Raw genomic sequence first — 20,750 nt, forward strand, 5'->3', positions numbered from 1 at the left:
CTTCCGCTCCTTGTCAAGAGCGGCTTTCCGCCCACGGCTCCAGGGTGAGAGCCGCGTCAAAGCGGCTCTTTCCCCCGGCGTCGGTGCCGTGGACGTAGCACACGCCGTCGGCCTGGCCGGTGTAGAGCTCCAGGGTCTCCCCGGGGCGGCACTCGGCCAGAAAGCCCACCTGGAGGGAGGAGACGAACTTCCCCTCCCCCAGCGTCTCCAGATGGAGGGCGTCGCAGGCGAAATCGGCGTATTTGCAGTTGTTCACATGGCGGTTGATGTCGGCGTCGCTGTAATGGAGCAGCCGCTCCTCCGCCAGGGTCATCCCCTCCGGCAGGCGCACCTTGGTCAGGAGTTTGTCCTTACAAAGGCCCTCCCCCGACGTGCCCTGAAACTCGGGCAGGCGGGACAGCCGCAGGGGCTTGTGGGTGTCGGCGTCGGCCAGGACCCAGGTGGAGACCGCCTCGCCCACCCGCGTCTCCCCCTCAAAGAGGTCGAAATCCCGGTACATGGACGCGCCCTTGCCGCCCCGGTGCCAGGTGCGGACGGTGAAGCTCTCATTCCAGTGGAGGGGCCGGTCCAGCCGGTACCACATGCGGGCCAGCATCCAGAAAGCGTTGTGCTGCTCCAACATCTCCTCCCGGGAGACGTGGAGGTCCAGCGCCGCCTCCGTGGCGGCCTCCTGGAACATGGCCAGCAGCGCCGAGGGACGACAGTGGCCGAAGGGGTCGGTGTCCCGGACGCTCACGGTGTATGGATACTCAAAGTACACGCATAGGCCCCCTCTCAACCCCGCGTCCCGTGGAGGCGCAGGGTCTGCTTGCAGCAGAGGTCGGCCAGGTCGCTCTGGGTGGCGGCCGGGATGCGCAGGTCCCCGCCGCACTGGGCGCAGATCAGATCCACGGAGCTGTAATGGATGGCCATTTTCCACTCCTTGGACCCGCAGGAGCAGGAGATCCCGCCCCGCTGGGCGATGTCCCGCAGCTCCTCCAGCACCTCCCGCATGACCACCTCATCCAGGAAGCTCCCCCGCTGGGGGCCCTCGGTCTCCAGCTTGTCCATGGCCTCCTCCAGGCGGCGCACGGCGGCGTAGACCGTGTCCTCGTCTCCGGCGTAGCAGCAGTCCAGGCCGGACTTCTGGCAGGAGAAGGCCAGGCCCTTCCGGTGGAGGAAGTCGTGGGTGCGGCAGCTGACGGTGTGGCTCTCGCCGCAGTAGGCGCAGGGCACCTCCAGCTTCACCCAGTCCCCCATCAGCTCCACCTTCAGCGCCGACTTGCCGCAGGGGCAGGGCAGGGTGTTGGGGGCGGCGGCCAGCTGAAAGACGCTGCGCTGGACGATGACGCTCTGCCGGCAGTCCGGACAGATATAGGCAATGGTTCTCAGTTCTTCCGCCATGTCGTGAAAACTCCTTTTCTCCCCAAAGGGGGACGGCCTGCGGAGGCGTGTCCGCGGGGCTGTATCCTTTATTATACTCAACTTCAGGCCATTTGACCAGAGCCGCTTTCCACGAATTCCGGCCCGATCCGGGCGCAGTCTTTGTAAGACCCGGATTTTCTCTTGACATAGATAGACCATCTATCTATAATGATGTGTAGATAATCTATCTATGAAAGGTGGGCTCTCAATGCCGAAGGAACGCTCCGCCCCGGGCGGGCTGGGGATGCTGCTGCTCTCTCTCCTGTCCGAGCAGGACCGGTACGGATACGAGATGATCGAGACCTTGCGAAACCGCTCCAACCACGTCTTTGATTTGAAGGCGGGGACCCTGTACCCCCTCCTCCACACCCTGGAGCGCCAGGGCTGGGTCATGGCCTACGACGAGGAGGCCCCCGGCGGCCGGGTGCGGCGGTACTACCGCATCACCGACGACGGGCGGAAGGCGCTGGGCGAACAGCGGACCCAATGGAAGAACTATGCCGCCGCGGTGGAAGGCGTACTGGAGGGGGGTGTCCTCTGTGGCGCGTGAGATGGCGGACTATCTGGACCGGGTGGGGGCGCGCATCCGCTGGCCCCGGGCCCGTACTTATCTTCTAAAAGAGCTCTCCGGCCACCTGGAGGACCAGCGCGCCGCGCTGGAGGCCGCGGGCGTCCCGCCCGAGGAGGCGGAGCGCCGGGCCGTGGCCGACATGGGGGACCCGGAGCCGGTGGGGGACGAGCTCAACGCCCTCCACCGCCCCGCCCGCTCCCTGGCTCCGGCGGTCTTTGCCCTGGCGGTGAGCCTGGCCGGGGCCGCCCTGATCCCCGCCCTCACCGGCGGCTCCCCCCTGCGCTACTGGGCGGGACTGCTGCTCGGGCTGGCGGCCATGGCCCTGCTACGACTGGTGGACCTGGGGACGCTGGCCCGCCGGATGGGCAAGTGGGCCATTCCCCTGGCAGTGGCGCTCCCCTTCCTGCTGATGGCGCTGAACTACGCCGCCCCCCGGCTCTCCACCGGCGCAGCCCCCATGTGGCTGCTCTACCCCAGCCTGTTCCTCCCCCTGCTCTTTGCCCTGGTGCTGCTGGCCCTGCGGGGGATGCACGGCGGGTGCCTGTGCGCGCTCACGCCGCTGATGTTCCTCCTGACCGCCCCCGCCGCACTGGTCCCCAGCTTCACCACCGCCCTCTTTCTGGGTGGGACCATGCTGCTCACCGCCTCGGCGGCGGTGATGGCGGGCTGGTTCCGCGGAAAGCCCTGGGTGGGGCTGGTGAGCCTGTGGGCCCCCACCGCCCTGTGTACCGCCTGGGCCGTCCAGTTTCTGGCCTCTTCCGACCGCATGCGCTACTTTTTCCACCCGGAGCTGGACCCCAATGGCTACGGCTGGCAGACGCTGCTCATCCGGAACCTCCTGTGGGAGGGCAGCGCCGAGGCGGCGGAGGTGTATAACGCCTCCTTCCTCTATCAGGACCCGGGCTACACTCTCCTCACCCTCAGCGCCCAGCTGGGCCGTCCGGTGATGCTGGCGGCCCTGGCGGGCATCCTGCTCTTTGCCGGGCTGTGCCTGTGGCGGATTTGGAAACTCCGCAGCACCACGGGAAAGCTCCTGGCCCTCAGCCTCTTCCTCCCCCTCTTCTTCCAGGCCGGGGCCTGCTGGCTCCAGAACGCCGCCCTCTTCCCCTTCGGGTCGGCGCTGCCCCTCCCCTTCTTCTCCTACGGCCCCACCTCCATGGTGGTGGACTTCACCCTGCTGGGGCTGCTGCTGTCGGTCTTTCGCATGGACCCCCTCCAGCGGGACGGTCCCTCCCTCCCCCTGCCCCAGCTCTTTCCCCACTTGCTGGAGTCCCTCCTCTGCCCGGAAGATGAGGAAGAAGAGCCCTTTTGACGGAAAGGAGGCATTTTCATGTCAGTTACACCGGAACTTGGCCGTATCTTTCTCACCGGTGACACCCACCGCTGCTTCGGCCGCATCGAGGAGCTGTGCCGCCGGGAGCACACCACCCGGAAGGACGTACTGGTCATCCTGGGGGACGCGGGGATCAACTACTACGGCCCCGCCCGGGACCAGGCCCTGAAATGGGAGCTGGACGCCCTCCCCATCACCCTCCTGTGCATCCACGGTAACCACGAGCAGCGTCCCTCCCCGGAGCTGGGCTATGAACAGAAGCTCTGGCGGGGCGGCGCGGTGTGGGTGGAGGAGCCCTTCCGCAACCTGCTCTTCGCCGTGGACGGGGCGGTGTACGACCTGGCGGGCCGCTCCTGTCTGGCGGTGGGCGGCGCGTACAGCGTGGACAAGGACTACCGCCTGGCCCTGGGCCTGGGCTGGTGGCCCGACGAACAGCCCGACGACGCCGTAAAGACCCGGGTGGAAGGGGTCCTGGAGGACCGGGACTGGCAGGCGGACGTGGTGTTCAGCCACACCTGCCCCATCTGCTACGAGCCCACCGAGGTGTTCCTCCCCTCCATCGACCAGCGGAGCGTGGACAAAAGCACCGAGATGTGGCTGGGCTCCCTGGAATACCGCCTCCGGTACCAGAGCTGGTACTGCGGGCACTACCACACCTCCAAGACGGTGGACCGCCTGCACTTCCTCTTTGAGGAAGTCATCCCGTTTCCCTAAATCAACAGCCCCGCCTGCGGTTCCGCGCGGAACCACAGGCGGGGCTGTTTCGTTTACAGGGATTCCTCTGCGCTCCCGGCGGAGGGCGCTTTCCAGGGCACGTCCCGGAAGGCCTCCCCCACCACCTGGGCAGCACACCCGCCGGCGGTGAGCTCGGTGACCCGGGCGGTGAAGTCCTCCACCGCTCCCTCGGGGAGCAGGGCGTGGATGGTCACATCGGCGCCGTACTCGGTCTCCCCCAGCATGCCGCCCGCGCTCTCCACCTCCAGCTTCATCCGCTCGAAGAGGGCGTAGGGACAGGGCACCGCCACCTCGGCCCAGCGGCGCACCACCGAGATACCGGCAGCGTCCAGGGCGTCCTTGGCCGAGCGGGTGTAGGCCCGTACCAGACCTCCCGCCCCCAGCAGCACCCCGCCGAAGTACCGGGTCACCACACAGCAGACGTTGGTGATCTCCTCCTTCTGGAACACCCCCAGCATGGGCTGTCCCGCGGTGCCCTGGGGCTCCCCGTCGTCGGAGTAGCGGACGATGCCGCCCTCCCGGATGAGGTAGCACCAGCAGTTGTGCCGGGCGTCGTGGTAGCGCTTCTTCATTTCCTCAATGTGGGCGCGGGCCTCCTCCTCGCTCTCCACCCGCCAGACGTGGCCGATGAAGCGGGAGCGTTTTTCGGTAAACTCCGTCTCGGAGGAGGCGGTGGGGATGAAATATTCCGTCATGAGCCGTCCCTCAGCTTTCTCTTTTCTTCCACTCTTCCCGGGTCAGGGCATAACACAGGGCCAGGCGGATCTCGTTATTCAGGGTGGGCACCTTCTGCATCCGCAGGAAGCGGAAGGGGAAGCCGCACTTGCGGATGACCCGCTTGGACTTCTGGTTGCCGTCGTAGTGGTCGCACCAGATGGTCTTTAAACCCAGATCCTCGAAGCCGTAGCGCAGCAGCTCCTCCACCGCCTCGGGGATGAGGCCCCGGCCCCAGTAGGCGGGGCTCAGGGAGTAGCCGATCTCGTCGTCGGGACCGGGCAGCTCCTTCCGGTGGCGGCCGGTGAAGCCCGCCGAGCCGATCACCTTCCCGCTCTCCTTCTCCACCACGGCGAACACGCCGGGCTCGGAAAAAACGGTGCGGATGATCTCCCGGCTCTCCTCCACGCTCCGGTGGGGCGTCCAGCCGGCGGCGGGGCCCACCCGTGGGTCCTGGGCGTAGGCGTACACGTCCTCCGCGTCGTCCTCGGTGAAGGGCCGCAGCAGCAGGCGCTTGGTATACAGTTCCATCTCAGTCCTCCCAGGGCTCCTTGGGGGGCGTCCAGCCCTCCACGATATAGTCCTTCAGCCGCCCCAGCAGGATGGGGGTGAGGACGGCGGTGACCACGATGCTCTCGGCGTACTCCACGCTCTCCACCTTGGCGTCCCGGTAGAGCTGTTCCAGCATGCCGCCCTGGTCGTAGGGCAGGTGGAGCACCACCCGGTGGGCGCCGGTGTCCAGGCGCTGGCCGATGGCCTGCAGCAGCTCGTCCACCCCCCGGCCGGTCTTGGCCGACAGGATCACCCGGTCCGCCCCGTGGGGCAGCAATTCTCCGGTGTAGCGGTCGGACTTATTGAACACGTCGATGCGGGGGGTCTGACTGGCCCCCAGCTCGTGGATGAGCTTCTCCACCACCTCGGCCTGCTCCCGCCACTCGGGGTTGGAGGAGTCGATGACGTGGAGGAGGAGGTCGGCGTAGCTCAGCTCCTCCAGGGTGGCCTTGAAGGCCTCCACCAGGTGGTGGGGAAGCTTGCGGATGAATCCAACCGTGTCGGAGATGAGGACGGTGCAGGTGTCCGAGATCTCCAGGGTGCGGGTGGTGGTGTCCAGGGTGTCGAAGAGGCGGTCATTGGCCGGGATGTCCGCGCCGGTGAGGCGGTTGAGCAGCGTGGACTTGCCCGCGTTGGTGTAGCCTACCAGGGCCACCACCGGCACCTCGTTCTTGATGCGCCGCTCCCGCTGGACGCCCCGCACCCGGCGGACCTGCTCCAGCTCCTCCTTGAGCTTGGCGATCTTCCGGTGGATGTGCCGCCGGTCGGTCTCCAGCTGGGTCTCGCCGGGGCCGCGGGTGCCGATGGCGCCCTCCTGCCGCTCCAGGTGGGTCCACATGCCGGTCAGCCGGGGGAGCAGGTACTGGTACTGGGCCAGCTCCACCTGGAGGCGGCCCTCCCGGGTGCGGGCCCGCTGGGCAAAGATGTCCAGGATCAGGGCCGAGCGGTCCAGCACGGTCACCTTCAGGGTCTCGGAGAGCACCCGCTGCTGGGAGGGAGAAAGGCTGTTATCGAAGATGACCATGTCGGCCCCGCCGTTCTCCACCAGCTCCCGGACCTCCTCCACCTTGCCCTCGCCGATGAAGGTGCGGGGGTCGGGGGTGTCCTTATTCTGGAGCACCATGCCCACCGCCTCGCCTCCGGCGGTTTTCAGCAGATCCTCCAGCTCCTCCATGGTGGCCTCGGTGGCGTTCTCCTCCCGCCCCAGGCAGAAGGCGTTGAGCCCCACCAGCACTGCCCGGTTGATACACATTTTCTTCTGTTCGATCATATTACCTCCGTGCCCCGGGATCGGCCGCGGAGGCCCCGGGGGTCTTTGTATCTTGTACTCTGCCCGGGTCTGTTCTCTCCCAGACATGCAGAAAACCCGTACCGAAACCGGTACGGGTTTTTTGTGGCACAATTACTTGTCCAGACCGAACTTCTTGTTGAAGCGGCTGACGCGTCCGCCAGTATCCACCATCTTCTGCTTGCCGGTGAAGAAGGGGTGACACTTGGAGCAAACTTCAACCTTAATGTCCTTCTTGGTAGACCCGGTTTCGATCACATTACCACAGGCACATTTAATGGTGGTCTGTTCGTAGTTGGGATGGATGCCTTCCTTCATTGTGTGTTCACCTCTTTCTCCCAGGGGACTTGTCGTCATAAACGCAACTGTTATATTAGCACGAAGTTGGAAAAAATGCAACTGTTTTTTTGCGTTTTTTTCTTTTGATTCAAAAGGACGAAAAATTTCCCGCTCCGCGCAAAAAGGGGTTGACAAAAGCGGGGCGTCTGTGCTATCCTAAGCGCACAGGTTAGTTGAAGCTAACCGCAAAACACCGGAGGTTATCCTCCCATTTTTAAACGTCATCAGTTAGCTTTGACTAACTTCGAAAGGAGTATCCCTATGTGTGCACAGGCCGCCGCATTTGAACAGGCTCTGGCCCTCCACTGCGCCCCGGCGCTGACCGCACTGGCCCCCGCCAATCTGGTCTCCCTGCCGGCGGCGGAGTTCCCCGGCCTGTCCGGACTGCTGGAGGCCTACAACGCCCGCCTGAGCGCTAAGGGCCTGGCGTTCACCCCCCTGTGCCAGTGCCGCAGCCGGGTGCTGCTGCTGGTGTACCGGCCGGCCTTCCTGGACAGCCGCCTGAAAGAGCGCCACGCCGCCCGGTATCTCGCGGGCCTGGGCTATCCGGTCTCGCAGGGCCTGGATGCCTGCCTGGAGGTGCTGCGCCGGCGGCTGAACGGCGGCGGGGACTTCCCCCACGAGATCGGCCTCTTTCTGGGCTATCCCCTGGCCGATGTGGTGGGCTTCTGCGCCCTGGGCGGCGAGTGCGCCAAGCTCAGCGGCCACTGGAAGGTCTACGGCGACGTGGACTACGCCAAACGGTGCTTCCGCCGCTTTGACGAGAGCCGGGCGGCTCTGTGTCAGGGCCTGGCGGAGGGCCGCACCCTCTTGCAGCTTCTGGGCGCCGTGCCGATGGCGGCGTGACGCCCTTGACAGAAAGGAGTTTTCTACCATGCAAATCGCAGTGATCTATTGGACTGGCTCGGGCAACACCGAGGCCATGGCCGCCGCGGTGGCCGAGGGCGCCAAGAGCGCCGGGGCCGGCGTAGACCTCTTCCAGGTGTCCGAGGTGGACGCCGCCAAGGCCGCGGGCTATGACGCCCTGGCCCTGGGCTGCCCCGCCATGGGGGCCGAGGTGCTGGAGGAGGGCGAGTTTGAGCCCTTCTTCACCGACCTGGAGCCCAAGCTGGGCGGCAAGAAGCTGGCCCTCTTCGGCTCCTACGGCTGGGGCGACGGCCAGTGGATGCGCGACTGGCAGGAGCGGGCCGAAAACGCCGGCGCCCTCCTGTGCCAGGACGGCCTGATGGCCCACGAGGTACCCGATGCCGACGCCCTGGCCGCCTGCCAGGCCCTGGGACAGGCTCTGGCCCAGTCCTGATTTTCTTCCCCTCTCTCTGACCTTTCCCGCAGCCTGCCTGGAAACAGGCTTCTCCCCATCCCACTTTCCTCCGGAAGTGGGATGCCCGGAGCGGGCGAGCCTTGGGGCTTCGGTTCGCCCGTTCCGCGCATCCTCCTTCTACTTCACTCACATCTCTTTTCTCCAAAAGCAGCGCAAATGCAGCGAAAGGCCCTCCGGTGACCGCAACACCGGAGGGTTTTTCGCTGTATCGCCGTTCCCAATTGTTCCAGATATCGGGAACCGGCCCCTGCTATGGTATTATTTTTTATCATTCCTTACAAAGTTTCGAACTTCGTGTAACTTTCTCTTTTGTTTTGCCGCCCTTATGCTATAATGGGACCCGACTCAGGCCGCTGCCTGCATGATTTCCCCCCGCGTGGGCATTCCAGTATTCTGATGTTGTACTCTTCAGGGGGCATTGTTCATGACCAACCTTCCGGCGATCCTCATTGCCAACGGACTTGGCTCGGCGCTGATGCTGATGCTCATCTTCAGCAACCGAAAGGACGTCCGCAGCGTTTTTCTGGATGAGAAACTCTTCTATACCATGTGTCTGCTCACCCTGGGCCTGTGCCTGGTGGAGATCGCCACCTTTTGTCTGGACGGTCTGCTCTTCCAGGGGGCCCATTTCCTGATCCGGCTGCTCAACGCTCTCCTCTTTATCGGCAACTGTCTCTTCGCCTTCCTCTGGACGGTGTATGTGGATTATAAACTCTTCGGGGAGGTGGAGCGCCTGCGCCGCCTCTATCCCCTGGTGGCCATCCCCGATCTGATCGTGGCGCTGATGGCGGCGGCCAACCTGTTTTTCGACATCTTTTTCACCGTCACCCCGGAGAACCTCTACCGCCGCACCCCGCTGGTGCTGGTGACCTATCTGGTGACCTACGGGTATCTCATCGCCGGGGCCATCATGGTCATCCGCCTGCGGCGGAAGGTGGGCAAGTGCCTCTTCTTCCCGGTGGTGGTCTTTCTGGCTCCCATCTTTCTGGGGAGCCTCCTGCAGTTCTTCTTCTACGGCGTCACCCTCATCTGGGTCTCGGTGGCCCTGGGGGTCACCTCCCTGTACATCAACCTCCAGAACGAGGCCTCCCTGGTGGACTCCCTCACCCAGCTCTACAACCGGGACTACCTCACCCGCTACCTCTGCTCCATGGCCCACCGTCCCCCCGCAGACGGGCGTCTGGCGGGCCTGATGATGGATCTGAACTCCTTCAAGGAGATCAACGACACCCACGGCCACTCCGAGGGGGACGCCGCGCTGCGTCTGGTGGGCCGCGTGCTGACGGAGGCCCTCCCCCCGCGGGCCATTGCCGCCCGGTACGGCGGAGACGAGTTCATCGTGCTGGCGGTGGTGAAGGATGAGCAGGAGCTCCATGCCCTCATGGACGGCATCCGGCTCCGGGCCGCCGCCTGCAGCCGGGAGTGCTGCCTGCCCTATGAGCTCTCCCTCTCCATGGGCGAGACCTTCTTCGACCCCCTCCAGGACGACCAGGACTCCTTCCTGCGCCGCATGGACGCCAGAATGTACGAGGAGAAGCGCCGCCGCTATTCCAGCCGCGCCTACGACCGCCGCCGCGCCCGCGTCCCGGCGACCTGAATACAAAAACCGGCCGCACCCGTTCCAAATGGGTGCGGCCGGTTTTTGCTTATTTCACGCCGTAGCGGAAGCCCTCCCGCCAGGTCAGGCTCCGGTAGTGCTTGTAGAGCAGGCCGAAGCGGTGGGCATATCCCCGCTTCCAGGGCTTGGACTTGCCGCAGAAGTGGAGAATGGCGGTGTGGGACATGACCCAGTCCAGGTCACAGGTCCCGCCGCTGCGCAGGTAGTAGGTGTTGTAGTTGCGGGCGTCGTAGTTCCACACCGCATCGCTCAGCTCCAGCACCTGCTCGCCGTAGAGGGCGTTGAGCATGTCCTGATCGGGGAGCAGCAGCTCCTTGGCGTGGTCAGCGGCATACTGAAATACCTCCGACGGCACGATATGGTCCCGTCCCGCCTTCAGGTCCATGAGCAGGACGCCGGAGTTGTAGTAGTCGTGCCGGGTGCCCAGGCGCACCCGGTTGACGTTGTTGGCCAGCTCGGTGTGCCCGGTGTGGGCCGCCGCAGCGAAGAGATGCCCCGCCAGATCCAGCTCCCACAGGGGGCGCAGGGGGTTGATGACCAGGATGTCCGGGTCCAGGTACAGCACCCGCTCCAGGCTCTCCGGCAGCAGGTGGGGGGCCAGCAGGCGATAGTACATTTCCTGGGGGTACTGCCGGGTGACGGGAGCCCCGGCGAAGAGACTGCCGTCCACCTCCACCGGGGAAACCCCGTAGCCGTAGCGCCCGCACTGGGCTTTGATGGCCTCCAGCGCCGCCGGGGGCAGTCCCCGGTGCATGAGCCAGAGCTGGAATGCTTCCCCCGGATTATTGATGTGCAGCGAGGTGAGCAGCACCTGCAGCTGAGGCACATAGTGTTCGTCCAGGGTCATGAGCAAGTGGATGGGTTCCATCCGAATCCTCCTTCCGCCGCCGGCCTCTCCAACGCCCGGGGTCACTTCCGTTTCTTGCAGCCGCAGCCGCAGGAGGCACAGTTGCCGTCACAGCCCTTGCCACGGAGCTGCCGGAGGATGTGCCGGGCCACATACCACACCGACCACACAACCAGTACGGCTACGGCCCCGTAAATCAGGATATCCATCTTTCTCCTCCCTTAACGCAGCAGCAGGGACACCACCTGATAGGCCAGGAAAGAGCCCAGGAAGGCGGCGCACAGCTGCCACGCGATGGAGGCCAGAGTCCACTTCAGGCTGTTCATCTCCCGGTAGATGGTGGAAACGGCGGCCACGCAGGGCACGTAGAGCAGCACGAACACCAGGAAGGCATAGGCCGCCGCCGGGGAGGCGAAGGTGCCGGACAGGGCGGCGGCGATGGTGGCGCCGCTGGCGGTGACCGACACGCCGTAGAAGAGGCTCATGGAGGAGACCACCATCTCCTTGGCCACCAGGCCGGTGAGCAGAGCCACAGCGGCCTGCCAGGTGCCGAAGCCCATGGGGGTAAAGACCGGGGCGATGAAGCTGCCCACCGCGCCCAGGAAGGACCGGGAGGTATCCTCCACCATCACCACACCGCCGTCCCAGCCGAAGGACTTCAGGAACCACAGCAGCACGCTCATGGCCAGGATCAGGGTGCCCGCCTTCACCAGGAAGCCGCGGACCTTCTCCCACACGTGGAGGGCCATATTCTTCCCGGTGGGCAGGCGGTAGGGCGGCAGCTCCAGCACGAAGGCGGCGGGCTCGCCCTTGAACACCAGCTTTTTCAGGATAATGCCGGAGCCGATGGCGAACAGCAGACCCAGGATGTACAGGGAAAAGACCACCAGTCCCCCGCTGCGGGGGAAGAACGCGGCGGTCATCAGGCCGTACACCGGCAGCCGGGCCGAGCAGGACATGAAGGGCACCAGCATGATGGTCATGCGCCGGTCCTTCTCATTCTCCATGGTACGGGCGCCCATAACGGCGGGCACGGTGCAGCCGAAGCCCATCAGCATGGGGATGAAGGCTTTTCCGCTCAGGCCAAAGCGCCGGAGCAGCCGGTCCATGATGAAGGCCGCCCGGGCCATGTAGCCCGAGTCCTCCAGGAAGGACAGGAAGAGGAACAGAATGGCGATCTGGGGCAGGAAGGTCAGCACGCCGCCCACGCCGGTGATGATGCCGTCCACCAGCAGGGACTCCACCCACGGGGCCACCTGGGTGGCCTGGAGCACGCTCCGCACCCAGCCGGCAAAGACGCCGCTGATGAGGGTGTCCACCCCGTCGGCCAGGATCTGGCCGGGGCCAAAGGTAATGGCGAACATGGCCAGCATCATCAGCAGGAACACCGGCACCGCCAGGAAGCGGTTGGTCACGATGCTGTCAATCTTGTCGGACAGGGTCAGGTGTTCCCCGGCCTGTCCTTTCTTCACCGCGCAGGTCACCACGCTCTGGATATAGCGGTAGCGGCTGTCGGCAATGAGGGTCTCCCGGTCGCCCAGCACATAGGCGCCCTCGTACTCCTGGCAGATGGACTCCACCTTTTTCTGCTCGTCCTCGCTCAGGCCCAGGGCCTTCTCCACCAGGGCGTCGCCCTCGATGAGCTTGATGGAGGCCCAGTGGGCGGGGATGGACACGGCATAGGCCTTGTCGTGGATGAGTTCGCCCATCTTGTGGTGGATCTGGTGGGTGAAGTCGTCGTAGAGGTCATCCGGCTCCACCGTGACGCCCACGTGCATCTGTTTGTGGGCCACCTCCAGCAGCTTCTGGATGTTCTGCCCGGTCCGGGCGGTGATGGGGATGACCGGCACACCCAGGGCGCGGGAGAGGGCGTCCACATCGATCTTGTCGCCGTGCTTCTCCACCTCGTCCATGAAGTTCAGGGCGATCACCATGGGCCGCTCCAGCTCCAGGAGCTGGGCGGTGAGGTAGAGGTTGCGCTCGATGTTGGTGGCGTCGATGATGTCGATGATGGCGTCGGGGCGCTCCCCCACGATGAAGTCCCGGGCCACGATCTCCTCCATGGAGTAGGGGGACAGGGAGTAGATGCCGGGCAGGTCCACCACGGTGACGGGCTTTCCGTCCACGCTGGCCTTGCCCTCCTTCTTCTCCACGGTGACGCCGGGCCAGTTGCCCACATACTGGTTGGACCCGGTGAGGGCGTTGAAGAGGGTGGTTTTTCCGCAGTTGGGGTTGCCCACCAGGGCCAGCTTCATCTCCCGGGTGTCGTGGCTGGCGTAGTCGGGCTCGCCGCCGTGCTCGGCGGCCTCGTGGGCGTGGTCGGCGCTCATCCGGCGGAGGGTCTCCTCGTCGGGGATGTGCTGCACCATGCCGGAGCGCTTGCGCCGGATGAGACTGGCGGCCTTCGCCTCCTCACCGGTGGCCATGGTGATCTGCCGGGCGTCCTCCCGCCGGAGGGAGAGCTCATAGCCCCGGAGGTTCACCTCGATGGGGTCGCCGAAGGGGGCGATCTTGCGCACCATCACCTCGGTTCCGGGGGTGAGGCCCATGTCCACCAGGCGGCGCTTCACCGGGCCCCGCTCGTTGCCCACGCGCAGGATGACGCCCCGCTCACCGGGCTTCAGGGCCTCCAGCGTCCCCTGCTTCTGTTCCGTTTTGGTCTTGTTTGATTCCATTTCTCACTCATCTCTTTGCGGCAAAAGGGCGCGCCGGGGTTGCCCCCAAAGCGCGCCCTTATGTGTTTGAACCGATTATTCCTCGTCGTGGTCGTGGTGGCAGCCGCAGGTGCAGCCGTCCTCATCGTCCTCGCCGCAGCAGCAGTCGTCGGACAGCTCCAGCGCGAACTTCTCCTTGCAGTTGGGGCACTGCACCACGCCGGACTCCAGCACGTCGTCGTCGATGACCAGATCCTCGCCGCAGTTGGGGCACTCGACCTCAAAGAAGTCGTCGTCCTCGTCGCCGCAGCAGCACTCGTCGTCGTCGTCCTCGTCCTCGTCGTCGAACACGACCTTCTCCACGTCGGCCAGATCGTCAGAGATCGCGTCGATCTCCTCGCCCAGCGCCACGTTGTTCTCCTCCAGGTCCTCCAGGGACAGGCCGATCTCCTCCAGGATGCCGATCATCACGGAGATGAGCTTGCCCTCCTTGGACTTGCTGGTGTCGATGTCCAGGCCCTCGGCCAGACCCTTCAGGTATGCAACCTTTTCCGAAATCGTCATGGATTGAATCTCCTTTTTTCCTTGCGGCCGCGAAGGGCCAGGCGTATCCATCCGTTTTTGGGTGGATTCACTTCACCCAAAAACACCTCGACCCGCGCCACGGGGCGCGAAACCGGGGGTATCAAAGGGGCTGTGCCGCCTGCGGCGCGGCCTCTTTGTATCTAGGGGGTATGGGATACCCCCTAGACGATTTTTAGCCCTTACAGCGCTCCAGGTACTCGCCGGTACGGGTGTCGATCTTGATCTTGTCGCCGGGGTTGATGAACAGGGGCACCTTGATCTCAGTGCCGGTCTCCAGGGTGGCGGGCTTGGTCACGTTGGTCGCGGTGTCGCCACGGAAGCCGGGATCGGTCTCGGTGACCTCCAGCTCCACGAAGGTGGGGGGCTCCACGGCGAAGATCTTGCCCTTGTAGGAGTTGATCTTGCAGACCATGTTCTCCTTCACGAAGCGGAAGTTGTCGCCCAGCAGCTCAGCGCCGATGGGCACCAGATCGTAGGTCTCGGGGTCCATGAAGTAGTACAGATCGCCGTCGTTGTAGCTGTACTCCATGTCCTTGCGCTCCACATAGGCCTGCTCGAACTTGGCGGTGGGGTTGAAAGAGGTCTCGGTCACGCCGCCGGTGATGACGTTCTTCATCTTGGTGCGCACAAAAGCGGCGCCCTTACCGGGCTTGACGTGCTGGAACTCCACGACCTGCATGACCTGACCGTCCATCTCAAAGGTCACGCCGTTGCGAAAATCACTGGCAGAAATAGTAGGCATGGGTACTCATCCTCCAAATATGGTATTTCAATTCTTCAAGAATATAGCTATGCTATTTTACCCCATTATTCCGCTCTTTGCAAGGGGGTCTCCCTCTTTTTAAAGAATCAGAAGATCTTTGGGCGAAGCGGTCAGGTCCAGACACCCCTCCGGGGTGAGCCGGATCACGTCCTCGATGCGCACGCCGAAGCGCCCGGGCAGGTAAATGCCCGGCTCGGCGGAGATCACCGCGCCCGCCGGAAGGGGCCGGTCATACCCCGGCGCGGCGTTGGGCGACTCGTGGATCTCGATGCCCAGGCTGTGGCCGAAGCTGTGGCCGAAGCAGTCGCCGTACCCGGCGTCCTCGATGACCTTCCGGGCCGCGCCGTCCACCTCCCGGCCGGTGCGCCCCGCCCGGGCGGCGGCGATGCCCGCCTTCTGGGCCTCCAGCACCACGGCGTACACCTTCTTCATCTCCTCCGTAGGCTCGCCCAGGGCCACGGTGCGGGTCATGTCGGAGCAATAGCCCCCCACCTTGCAGCCGAAGTCCATGGTGATGAACTCCCCGGTCTGCACCTTCCGCTCGCTGGGGACGGCGTGGGGCTTGCTGCCGTTGGGCCCGGAGGCCACGATGGGGTCGAAGGACATCTTCTCCGCACCCCGGGTCAGCATCTCGTACTGGAGCCGGGCGGCGATCTCCAGCTCGGTCATGCCCGGCCGGATGAACTTCACGATGGCCTCAAAGGCCGCGTCGGTAATGGCCTGGGCCTTCTCCATCCGCGCCAGCTCCTCCTCGTCCTTCACGGCCCGGAGCTCCCCCACCAGCTTCTGGGCGGGGACCAGCTCGCAGGGCAGCAGCTCCTCATAGGCCCGGAACTGAGCCAGGGTGAGGTACTCCTCCTCGATGCCCAGGCACCGGATGCCCAGCTCCTCCACCGCCTGCTTCACCAGGGTGCGCTGGTTCATCTCCCGGGTGGTCATGGTGATGTCTGCGCCGGTGACCAGCTCACCGGCGGCCTCGATGTAGCGGGAGTCGGTGAAATAGCGGCACGCGGTCTTGCCCACCACCACGGCGCCCTCGCCGTGGAAGCCCACGCCGTAGAACTCGCCGGGCTCACTGGTGAGCAGCATGCCGTCCAGCCCGTGCTCCTCCAGCTTGGAGGCGATTTGCTTCAGATGGTTCATCGGTCATTCTCCTCTCTTCTCATCCGTCCAGGGCGGCCTGGTACAGTTTTTTCATCGTCAGAGCATCCTCGGCCTGGGTGCCTGCGCTCTCGCAGATGAAGGACGGGCTCCAGCCGCGGCTGGCCACCTCCTCCATCAGCGGCACCGGGTCAGGCCCGAAGTCGCTCTGGTCAAAGGTCAGGTGCATCTTCTCGCCCCCGTTGGGGGTGAACTGGATCTTGGAAAAATGGCTGTGGAAGGACCTGGCCCGCTCCTCGCCCAGGGCTGCGGCGATGCGGTCCAGCATGTCCGCGCTGGCCTTCCGCCCCTCCAGCTCTCCAAGGGAGCGGGCGTAGAGGTGGCCGAAGTCCACGCAGGGCACCAGGCGCGGGTCTACCTGGCACAGCTCCAGCACCTCCTCCAGGTCCCCCAGCTGGTTGATCTTCCCCATGGTCTCGGGGCACAGGGCGATGTGGCCATACCCGGCGGCGTCACAGGCGGTCACCACCGCCTCCATGGAGCGCAGGGCGATGTCCAGGGCCTCCCGGCGGGTGCGCTTCATGAGCGCCCCGGAGTGGATGACCACCCGGCCAGCTCCCATCCAGTCCGCCGCCTGACAGGCCGCGGTGATGTAGCCGATGGTCTTTTGAAGGCTCTCGGGATCGGGATTGGCGAGATTGATGAAGTAGGGGGCGTGGAGGGACAGGGAAATCCCCGCCGCTGCCGCGTTGGCCCCCAGCTTCCGGGCGGTGTCCTCCTTGATGTTGACACCCTTGCCGCACTGGTACTCGTAGCGGTCCAGGCCCAGGGAACTGAGCCACTTGGGGGCGTCGGCGGAGGATTTATAGGGAAAGGAATCGGCGTTGCCCGCCGGTCCGAAGGTGGCGCTCATGCTTGGTTTCTCCTTTTCGTCAGGGCGCGGAAGGGCCACTCCACTCCGTAGCGGAGGTAGCGCCCGGGATTGCCCGCCAGGCGGATGGGCTCCACCAGAAGGGTGGTCACCCCGGCCCGGCGGCCGCCCAAAATATCGGTAAAGATCTGGTCGCCCACGATGGCGGTCTGAGCCGGCGTGCAGCCCATCTCCTCCATGGCCCGGTAAAAGGACGGGGTCTTGGGCTTCCCGGCGTGGCCGATGAAGGGCACGCCCAAAGCCTCGGCAAAGCGCTTGGCCCGGTCGCTCTTGCGGTTGTTGGAGAGGATGAACAGCTTCACCCCTTCCGCCTTCAGCGCCCGCTCCCAGGCGCGGACGGCCTCGTCAGGCTCGGGCACGCCGTAGGGCACCAGGGTGTTGTCCAGGTCGGCCAGCAGCAGGCGGATCCCCGCCGCCGCGAGGGCGGAGGGTTCAATATCAAAAATGGAGCGGAAGGTCCGGTCCGCCAACAGGGGGAACTTCAGGGTCATCACCTCATTTGATTCTGTCCCCGGTCCGGCGCGCATAGACTGGAAAAAACACGCGTCCCGGTCCGGCAGGCAACATTATAGCATCGCCTCCGCCCGGGAACAAGGGGGTCTCACCATGCCCAGCATACCGGAACTCATCTTTCTCACCCCGCCCGAGCACCTGCGCGCCGTCCAGGCCGCGGGGCTCTCCGCCGCCCATCTGGCCTACCGGGTGGGGGGCGGCCCTCACCTCTACCGCACCGAGGCGCCGGTGGCTCCCCGGGGCGGCCGGATGGCCATGGACTGCCGGGAGGCCCCCTTCGCCGGCACGGCGGAGCCCTTCTGCCGGGAAGTGCTGCGGGAGTGCTCCGCCCGGGGCTTTCAGGGGGTGCTGGCCCTGGGCGCCCGGCCGGGCGGCCTGATGGGCGGGGTCCTGGCCGCCCTGGAGCCTCTGCTCGCCCGCCAGGGCTGGACCCTCTATGTGCCCGAGGCCTGCGCCGGGCCGGGCAAGGCCCGGGTGCTCCTCTCCTCGGCCCTGTCTGGCGGGTCCCTCCAGGCCCGGCTGGAGGAGGCGGCGGAGCGCTTCGGCCCCGAGCGGCTGGTGCTGCGGGTGGAGCGGGTAGCCATGGACTTCACCCTCCCCTCCCCCTCCGGGGAGGGCACGCCCCTCTCCCGCGGGGAGCTGGCGGAGCTTCTGGAGCGGGAGCGCCCGTCGGTGTTCTTCTCCCACGAGCTGTGCGCCCGCTACTTCACCTACATGGGCGGCAAAACGGGAGCCCACTTCGTCCTCTTCGACGACGCGGACTCCCTGCGCAAAAAATTGGATCTGGCCCGGCGGATGGGCATCCACCAGGCGGTGCTCTCCTATCCCCAGGTCTCGGACCTGCTGGGCGAGCTGCTGGGGTGATTTACTTTTCCAGCCGCTCCAGCAGGTTTTGCAGATCCTCCCGGAGCTTCTGATCGTTCTGGATCTCCAGATCCTCGCTGGCCATGGCGGAGCGGCACAGGCGGATGGCCTCCTTCCGGTCGGCGGTCACGGCCTTGCCCTCGGCGTAGCACAGAGCCAGACGGTACATCCCCTCGGCGTCCTCCTGGTCGGCGGAGGCCTGGTAGTATTGCAGGGCCTTGCTCAGGTTGGAGGGCACCTGGATGCCCTCCTCGTAGAACCGCCCCAGGGCGCACAGCGCCCCGCTGTAACCCAGCTTGGCCGAGCGGCGGTAGTAGGAGAAGGCCTTTTTCAGGTCGGGCTCCACGCCCTGGCCCAGCTCGTAGCACTCGCCCAGATTGTAGAGGGCGGTGTCGTCGTTCTGCCGGGCGGCCTTGCGGTAGAGCCGCAGGGCGGCGGCGTAGTCCTGCGCCACCCCCAGGCCCCGGCGGTAGAGCTCCCCCAGGTTGTTCAGGCCCTGGACGCTGCCCAGAGCGGCAGCCTTCCGGTACCACTCGGCGGCGGCGGTGTAGTCCCGCTCCATCCCCAGGCCCCGCTCGCAGCACCAGGCCAGGTTGCACATGCCGGTGGCGCTGCCCAGGTCGGCGGCCTTCCGGTAGTACTCCGCCGCCTTGCCGTAGTCCCGGTCCACTCCGTCGCCGTTCTCATAGCGGTAGCCCAGGGTACACAGGGCGGGCGGATAGTCCTGCCCGGCGGCCTTTTCCAGCCACAGGAGGGCGGCGGTCTGGTTGGCCTCCACCCCCTCGCCCCGGGCCATGCAGAGGCTCAGGTTGTACTGGGCGCGGGCGTGGTCCAGCTGGGCGGCCTTCCAGTACCAGCTCACCGCCTGCACCAGGTCCCGCTCCACGCCCTGGCCCTGGGCGTAGAGCCAGCCCAGATTGCACATGGCGTCGGTGTCCCCGTTGTCCGCGCCCTTCCGGTACCACTCCGCGGCCTGGGTCAGGTCCTGTTCCACGCCCCGGCCCTGCTCATAGAAGAGCCCCAGGCCGCACATGGCGTCGGCGTCTCCGTTGTCGGCGGCCTTGCGGAACCACTCCACGGCGGTCTTGTCGTCCCGCTCCACCCCTTCGCCCCGGGCGTAGAGCCAGCCCAGGTTGTACTGGGAGGGGGCGTCCCCCTCCTCGGCGGCCCAGCGGTACCAGCGGACGGCCTGGGCAGGCTCCCGCTCCGCGCCCCAGCCCCGCTCCGCCGCCAGACCCAGATAGAACCCGGCCCGGCTCACCCCGGCGGAGGCGGCCCGGTGGAAGCATTCCACCGCCGCCTTCCGGTCTTCCGGCGCGCCCCGGCCGCTCCAGCGGCACAGGCCCTGCCAGTAGGCCCCCTCGGGATAGCCGTTCTCCTCCGCCAGCAGGAACCACCGGAGGGCGGTTTCCTCATCCTTGGTGCAGTTGCACAGGCCGAAATAGGAGTTGATGCCCAGATAGCACTGGGCCCGGCCGTAGTTCTGCTCTGCCGCCCGGCGGTAGCAGTCCATGGCCCCGTCGGGGTCGGCGGGAAGGCCGTTCCCCTTCTCCAGGCACACGCCCAGGTTGGTCAGCGCCCGGGGGTTGCCCTGGTCGGCGGAGCGGCGGTACCAGGCCACCGCCTGGGCCGGGTCCTGCTCCACGCCCAGGCCGAACTCGTAGCACCAGGCCAGATTGCACTGGGCGGCGTCGTCCCCCGCCTCGGCGGCGTTGCGGTAGAGCTCGGCGGCCATGCCCCAGTCCTGCTCCACGCCCTCGCCCAGCTCGTAGCACAGCCCCAGCTCCCGCAGGGCCCGGATGTCGCCGGCCTCGGCGGCCCGGCGGTACCAGAGGGCCATCTGGGCCGCGTCCCGCTCCACGCCCAGGCCGGTGTCGTAGCAGTAGCCCAGGTAGTAAAGGGCGGGGGGATAGCCCTGCTCGGCCGCCTTCTGGTACCAGTGGAAGGCCAGCTCCTCGCTGCGCTCCACCCCGTCCCCCAGGACGAAGCGCCGGGCCAGCTCCACCTGTCCCGCCGGGTCCCCCTGGAAGGCGGCGGCCTTGAGCCACTGGAGGGAGCGCACCGGGTCGGCCTCCACGCCCACGCCGTCGTGGAAGCTGTAAGACAGCAGCAGCTGGGCCCGGGGATAGCCCTCCCCGGCGGCCTTCTCATACCACTGGGCCGCCTGGACCGGGTCGGTCACGCCGCCGATGCCCTTCTGAAGGCACCAGCCCAGATTGCACTGGGCGGGCGGGTAACCCAGCTCGGCGGCCTGCCGGTAGAGCCACACCGCCTGCCGTGGGTCGGCCTCGGTGCCCACGCCGTTTTCCATGCACCAGCCCAGATTGCTGATGCCCGGCACATTGCCCAGCGCCGCCGCGCGGCGGAAACAGGTCAGGGCCCGCGCCCCGCCGCTCTCGCCCCGCTCGGCCCAAAAAGACCCCAGGGCCACCCACTGCTGGCCGTCCAGGGCCTCCTCCTCCACGGGCGCCATGGTCCGGCCACATTCCGGACAGCACGCGGGCCGCGTCTCCTGCTCGATCACACAGGGGCAGTCCGGATTGGTGCAGCGATAGATCATGGCTCCCTCCATCCTCCTTCGGGGCCCGCCGAAGGGCGGCAGGCCGTAAAATTCATG

General features: G+C 66.0%; 22 protein-coding genes. 7 read left to right on the forward strand and 15 right to left on the reverse strand.

Features of this window, described 5'->3' with window-relative positions; all coding sequences use genetic code 11:
• Positions 1-13: 13 nt before the first annotated feature.
• Both B5G43_RS06930 and B5G43_RS06935 read right to left on the reverse strand, forming a co-directional pair.
• Complete coding sequence (locus B5G43_RS06930; protein ID WP_087259747.1) at positions 14-760, reverse strand: acyl-ACP thioesterase domain-containing protein; 747 nt, start codon at positions 758-760, stop codon at positions 14-16.
• A gap of 14 nt (positions 761-774) precedes the next feature.
• Complete coding sequence (locus B5G43_RS06935; protein ID WP_087259748.1) at positions 775-1,383, reverse strand: hypothetical protein; 609 nt, start codon at positions 1,381-1,383, stop codon at positions 775-777.
• Positions 1,384-1,612: 229 nt separating this feature from the next.
• Between B5G43_RS06935 and B5G43_RS06940 the strand changes: the two genes are divergently transcribed.
• From B5G43_RS06940 to B5G43_RS06950, 3 genes are read left to right on the forward strand one after another with little or no spacing between them, the layout of a single operon-like run.
• Positions 1,613-1,954 (forward strand): PadR family transcriptional regulator, encoded by a 342-nt coding sequence (locus B5G43_RS06940; RefSeq protein ID WP_087259749.1) that lies wholly within the window; start codon positions 1,613-1,615, stop codon positions 1,952-1,954.
• Positions 1,944-3,287 carry a permease prefix domain 1-containing protein gene (locus tag B5G43_RS06945; RefSeq protein WP_140397523.1) on the forward strand — a complete coding sequence of 448 codons (1,344 nt, stop codon included), beginning with the start codon at positions 1,944-1,946 and terminating at the stop codon, positions 3,285-3,287. The genes B5G43_RS06940 and B5G43_RS06945 overlap by 11 nt, the downstream gene beginning before the upstream one ends.
• An 18-nt stretch (positions 3,288-3,305) precedes the next feature.
• Complete coding sequence (locus B5G43_RS06950; protein ID WP_087259751.1) at positions 3,306-4,022, forward strand: metallophosphoesterase; 717 nt, start codon at positions 3,306-3,308, stop codon at positions 4,020-4,022.
• 53 nt (positions 4,023-4,075) lie between these two features.
• On the opposite strand, the gene B5G43_RS06955 is transcribed toward B5G43_RS06950, so the two are convergent.
• The 4 genes from B5G43_RS06955 to rpmE form a co-directional block, all read right to left on the reverse strand.
• Complete coding sequence (locus tag B5G43_RS06955) at positions 4,076-4,738, reverse strand: YigZ family protein (RefSeq protein WP_087259752.1); 663 nt, start codon at positions 4,736-4,738, stop codon at positions 4,076-4,078.
• Positions 4,739-4,748: 10 nt separating this feature from the next.
• Complete coding sequence (locus tag B5G43_RS06960; protein WP_087259753.1) at positions 4,749-5,288, reverse strand: GNAT family N-acetyltransferase; 540 nt, start codon at positions 5,286-5,288, stop codon at positions 4,749-4,751.
• Position 5,289: 1 nt separating this feature from the next.
• Positions 5,290-6,579 (reverse strand): GTPase HflX, encoded by a 1,290-nt coding sequence (gene hflX / locus B5G43_RS06965; protein ID WP_087259754.1) that lies wholly within the window; start codon positions 6,577-6,579, stop codon positions 5,290-5,292.
• Between the two features lie 132 nt (positions 6,580-6,711).
• Positions 6,712-6,915 carry a 50S ribosomal protein L31 gene (rpmE, locus tag B5G43_RS06970; protein WP_087259755.1) on the reverse strand — a complete coding sequence of 68 codons (204 nt, stop codon included), beginning with the start codon at positions 6,913-6,915 and terminating at the stop codon, positions 6,712-6,714.
• Positions 6,916-7,197: 282 nt separating this feature from the next.
• Between rpmE and B5G43_RS06975 the strand changes: the two genes are divergently transcribed.
• The 3 genes from B5G43_RS06975 (at position 7,198) to B5G43_RS06985 (ending at position 9,854) form a co-directional block, all read left to right on the forward strand.
• Complete coding sequence (locus B5G43_RS06975) at positions 7,198-7,782, forward strand: DUF3793 family protein (RefSeq protein WP_087259756.1); 585 nt, start codon at positions 7,198-7,200, stop codon at positions 7,780-7,782.
• A gap of 28 nt (positions 7,783-7,810) precedes the next feature.
• On the forward strand, positions 7,811-8,236 hold the full coding sequence (locus B5G43_RS06980) for a flavodoxin (protein WP_087259757.1): 426 nt from the start codon (positions 7,811-7,813) through the stop codon (positions 8,234-8,236).
• Positions 8,237-8,681: 445 nt separating this feature from the next.
• The gene (locus tag B5G43_RS06985) at positions 8,682-9,854 is read left to right on the forward strand and encodes a GGDEF domain-containing protein (RefSeq protein ID WP_087259758.1); all 1,173 of its coding nucleotides are present in this window, start codon (positions 8,682-8,684) and stop codon (positions 9,852-9,854) included.
• Positions 9,855-9,903: 49 nt separating this feature from the next.
• Here the strand turns inward: B5G43_RS06985 and B5G43_RS06990 are convergent, their stop codons facing one another.
• From B5G43_RS06990 to B5G43_RS07020, 8 genes are all read right to left on the reverse strand, one after another.
• The gene (locus B5G43_RS06990) at positions 9,904-10,743 is read right to left on the reverse strand and encodes a glycosyltransferase family 8 protein (protein ID WP_087259759.1); all 840 of its coding nucleotides are present in this window, start codon (positions 10,741-10,743) and stop codon (positions 9,904-9,906) included.
• Between the two features lie 41 nt (positions 10,744-10,784).
• Positions 10,785-10,931, reverse strand: coding sequence for a hypothetical protein (locus B5G43_RS17310; protein ID WP_158097380.1), 147 nt, complete (start codon positions 10,929-10,931; stop codon positions 10,785-10,787).
• Between the two features lie 12 nt (positions 10,932-10,943).
• Positions 10,944-13,397, reverse strand: a complete 2,454-nt coding sequence (feoB, locus tag B5G43_RS06995; protein ID WP_087259760.1) for a ferrous iron transport protein B — start codon at positions 13,395-13,397, stop codon at positions 10,944-10,946.
• Between the two features lie 75 nt (positions 13,398-13,472).
• Entirely contained in the window at positions 13,473-13,940 is a 468-nt protein-coding gene (locus B5G43_RS07000; protein WP_087259761.1) for a CD1247 N-terminal domain-containing protein, read from the reverse strand.
• Positions 13,941-14,133: 193 nt separating this feature from the next.
• Positions 14,134-14,703 (reverse strand): elongation factor P, encoded by a 570-nt coding sequence (gene efp / locus B5G43_RS07005; RefSeq protein WP_087259762.1) that lies wholly within the window; start codon positions 14,701-14,703, stop codon positions 14,134-14,136.
• A gap of 99 nt (positions 14,704-14,802) precedes the next feature.
• Entirely contained in the window at positions 14,803-15,867 is a 1,065-nt protein-coding gene (locus B5G43_RS07010) for an aminopeptidase P family protein (RefSeq protein ID WP_087259763.1), read from the reverse strand.
• 19 nt (positions 15,868-15,886) lie between these two features.
• Positions 15,887-16,738 (reverse strand): TIM barrel protein, encoded by an 852-nt coding sequence (locus B5G43_RS07015; protein WP_087259764.1) that lies wholly within the window; start codon positions 16,736-16,738, stop codon positions 15,887-15,889.
• On the reverse strand, positions 16,735-17,247 hold the full coding sequence (locus B5G43_RS07020; RefSeq protein WP_242960493.1) for a YqeG family HAD IIIA-type phosphatase: 513 nt from the start codon (positions 17,245-17,247) through the stop codon (positions 16,735-16,737). Before B5G43_RS07020 ends, B5G43_RS07015 begins: the two co-directional genes overlap by 4 nt.
• Positions 17,248-17,362: 115 nt before the next feature.
• On the opposite strand from B5G43_RS07020, the gene B5G43_RS07025 reads away from it, so the two are divergent.
• Entirely contained in the window at positions 17,363-18,133 is a 771-nt protein-coding gene (locus B5G43_RS07025) for a hypothetical protein (RefSeq protein ID WP_087259765.1), read from the forward strand.
• A 1-nt stretch (position 18,134) separates the two neighbouring features.
• Here the strand turns inward: B5G43_RS07025 and B5G43_RS07030 are convergent, their stop codons facing one another.
• A complete protein-coding gene (locus B5G43_RS07030; protein WP_087259766.1) occupies positions 18,135-20,693 on the reverse strand; it encodes an SEL1-like repeat protein in 2,559 nt (852 codons plus the stop codon).
• Positions 20,694-20,750: the final 57 nt, after the last annotated feature.

It is taken from the genome of Flavonifractor sp. An92, from assembly GCF_002159175.1.
Classification (GTDB): domain Bacteria; phylum Bacillota; class Clostridia; order Oscillospirales; family Oscillospiraceae; genus Pseudoflavonifractor_A.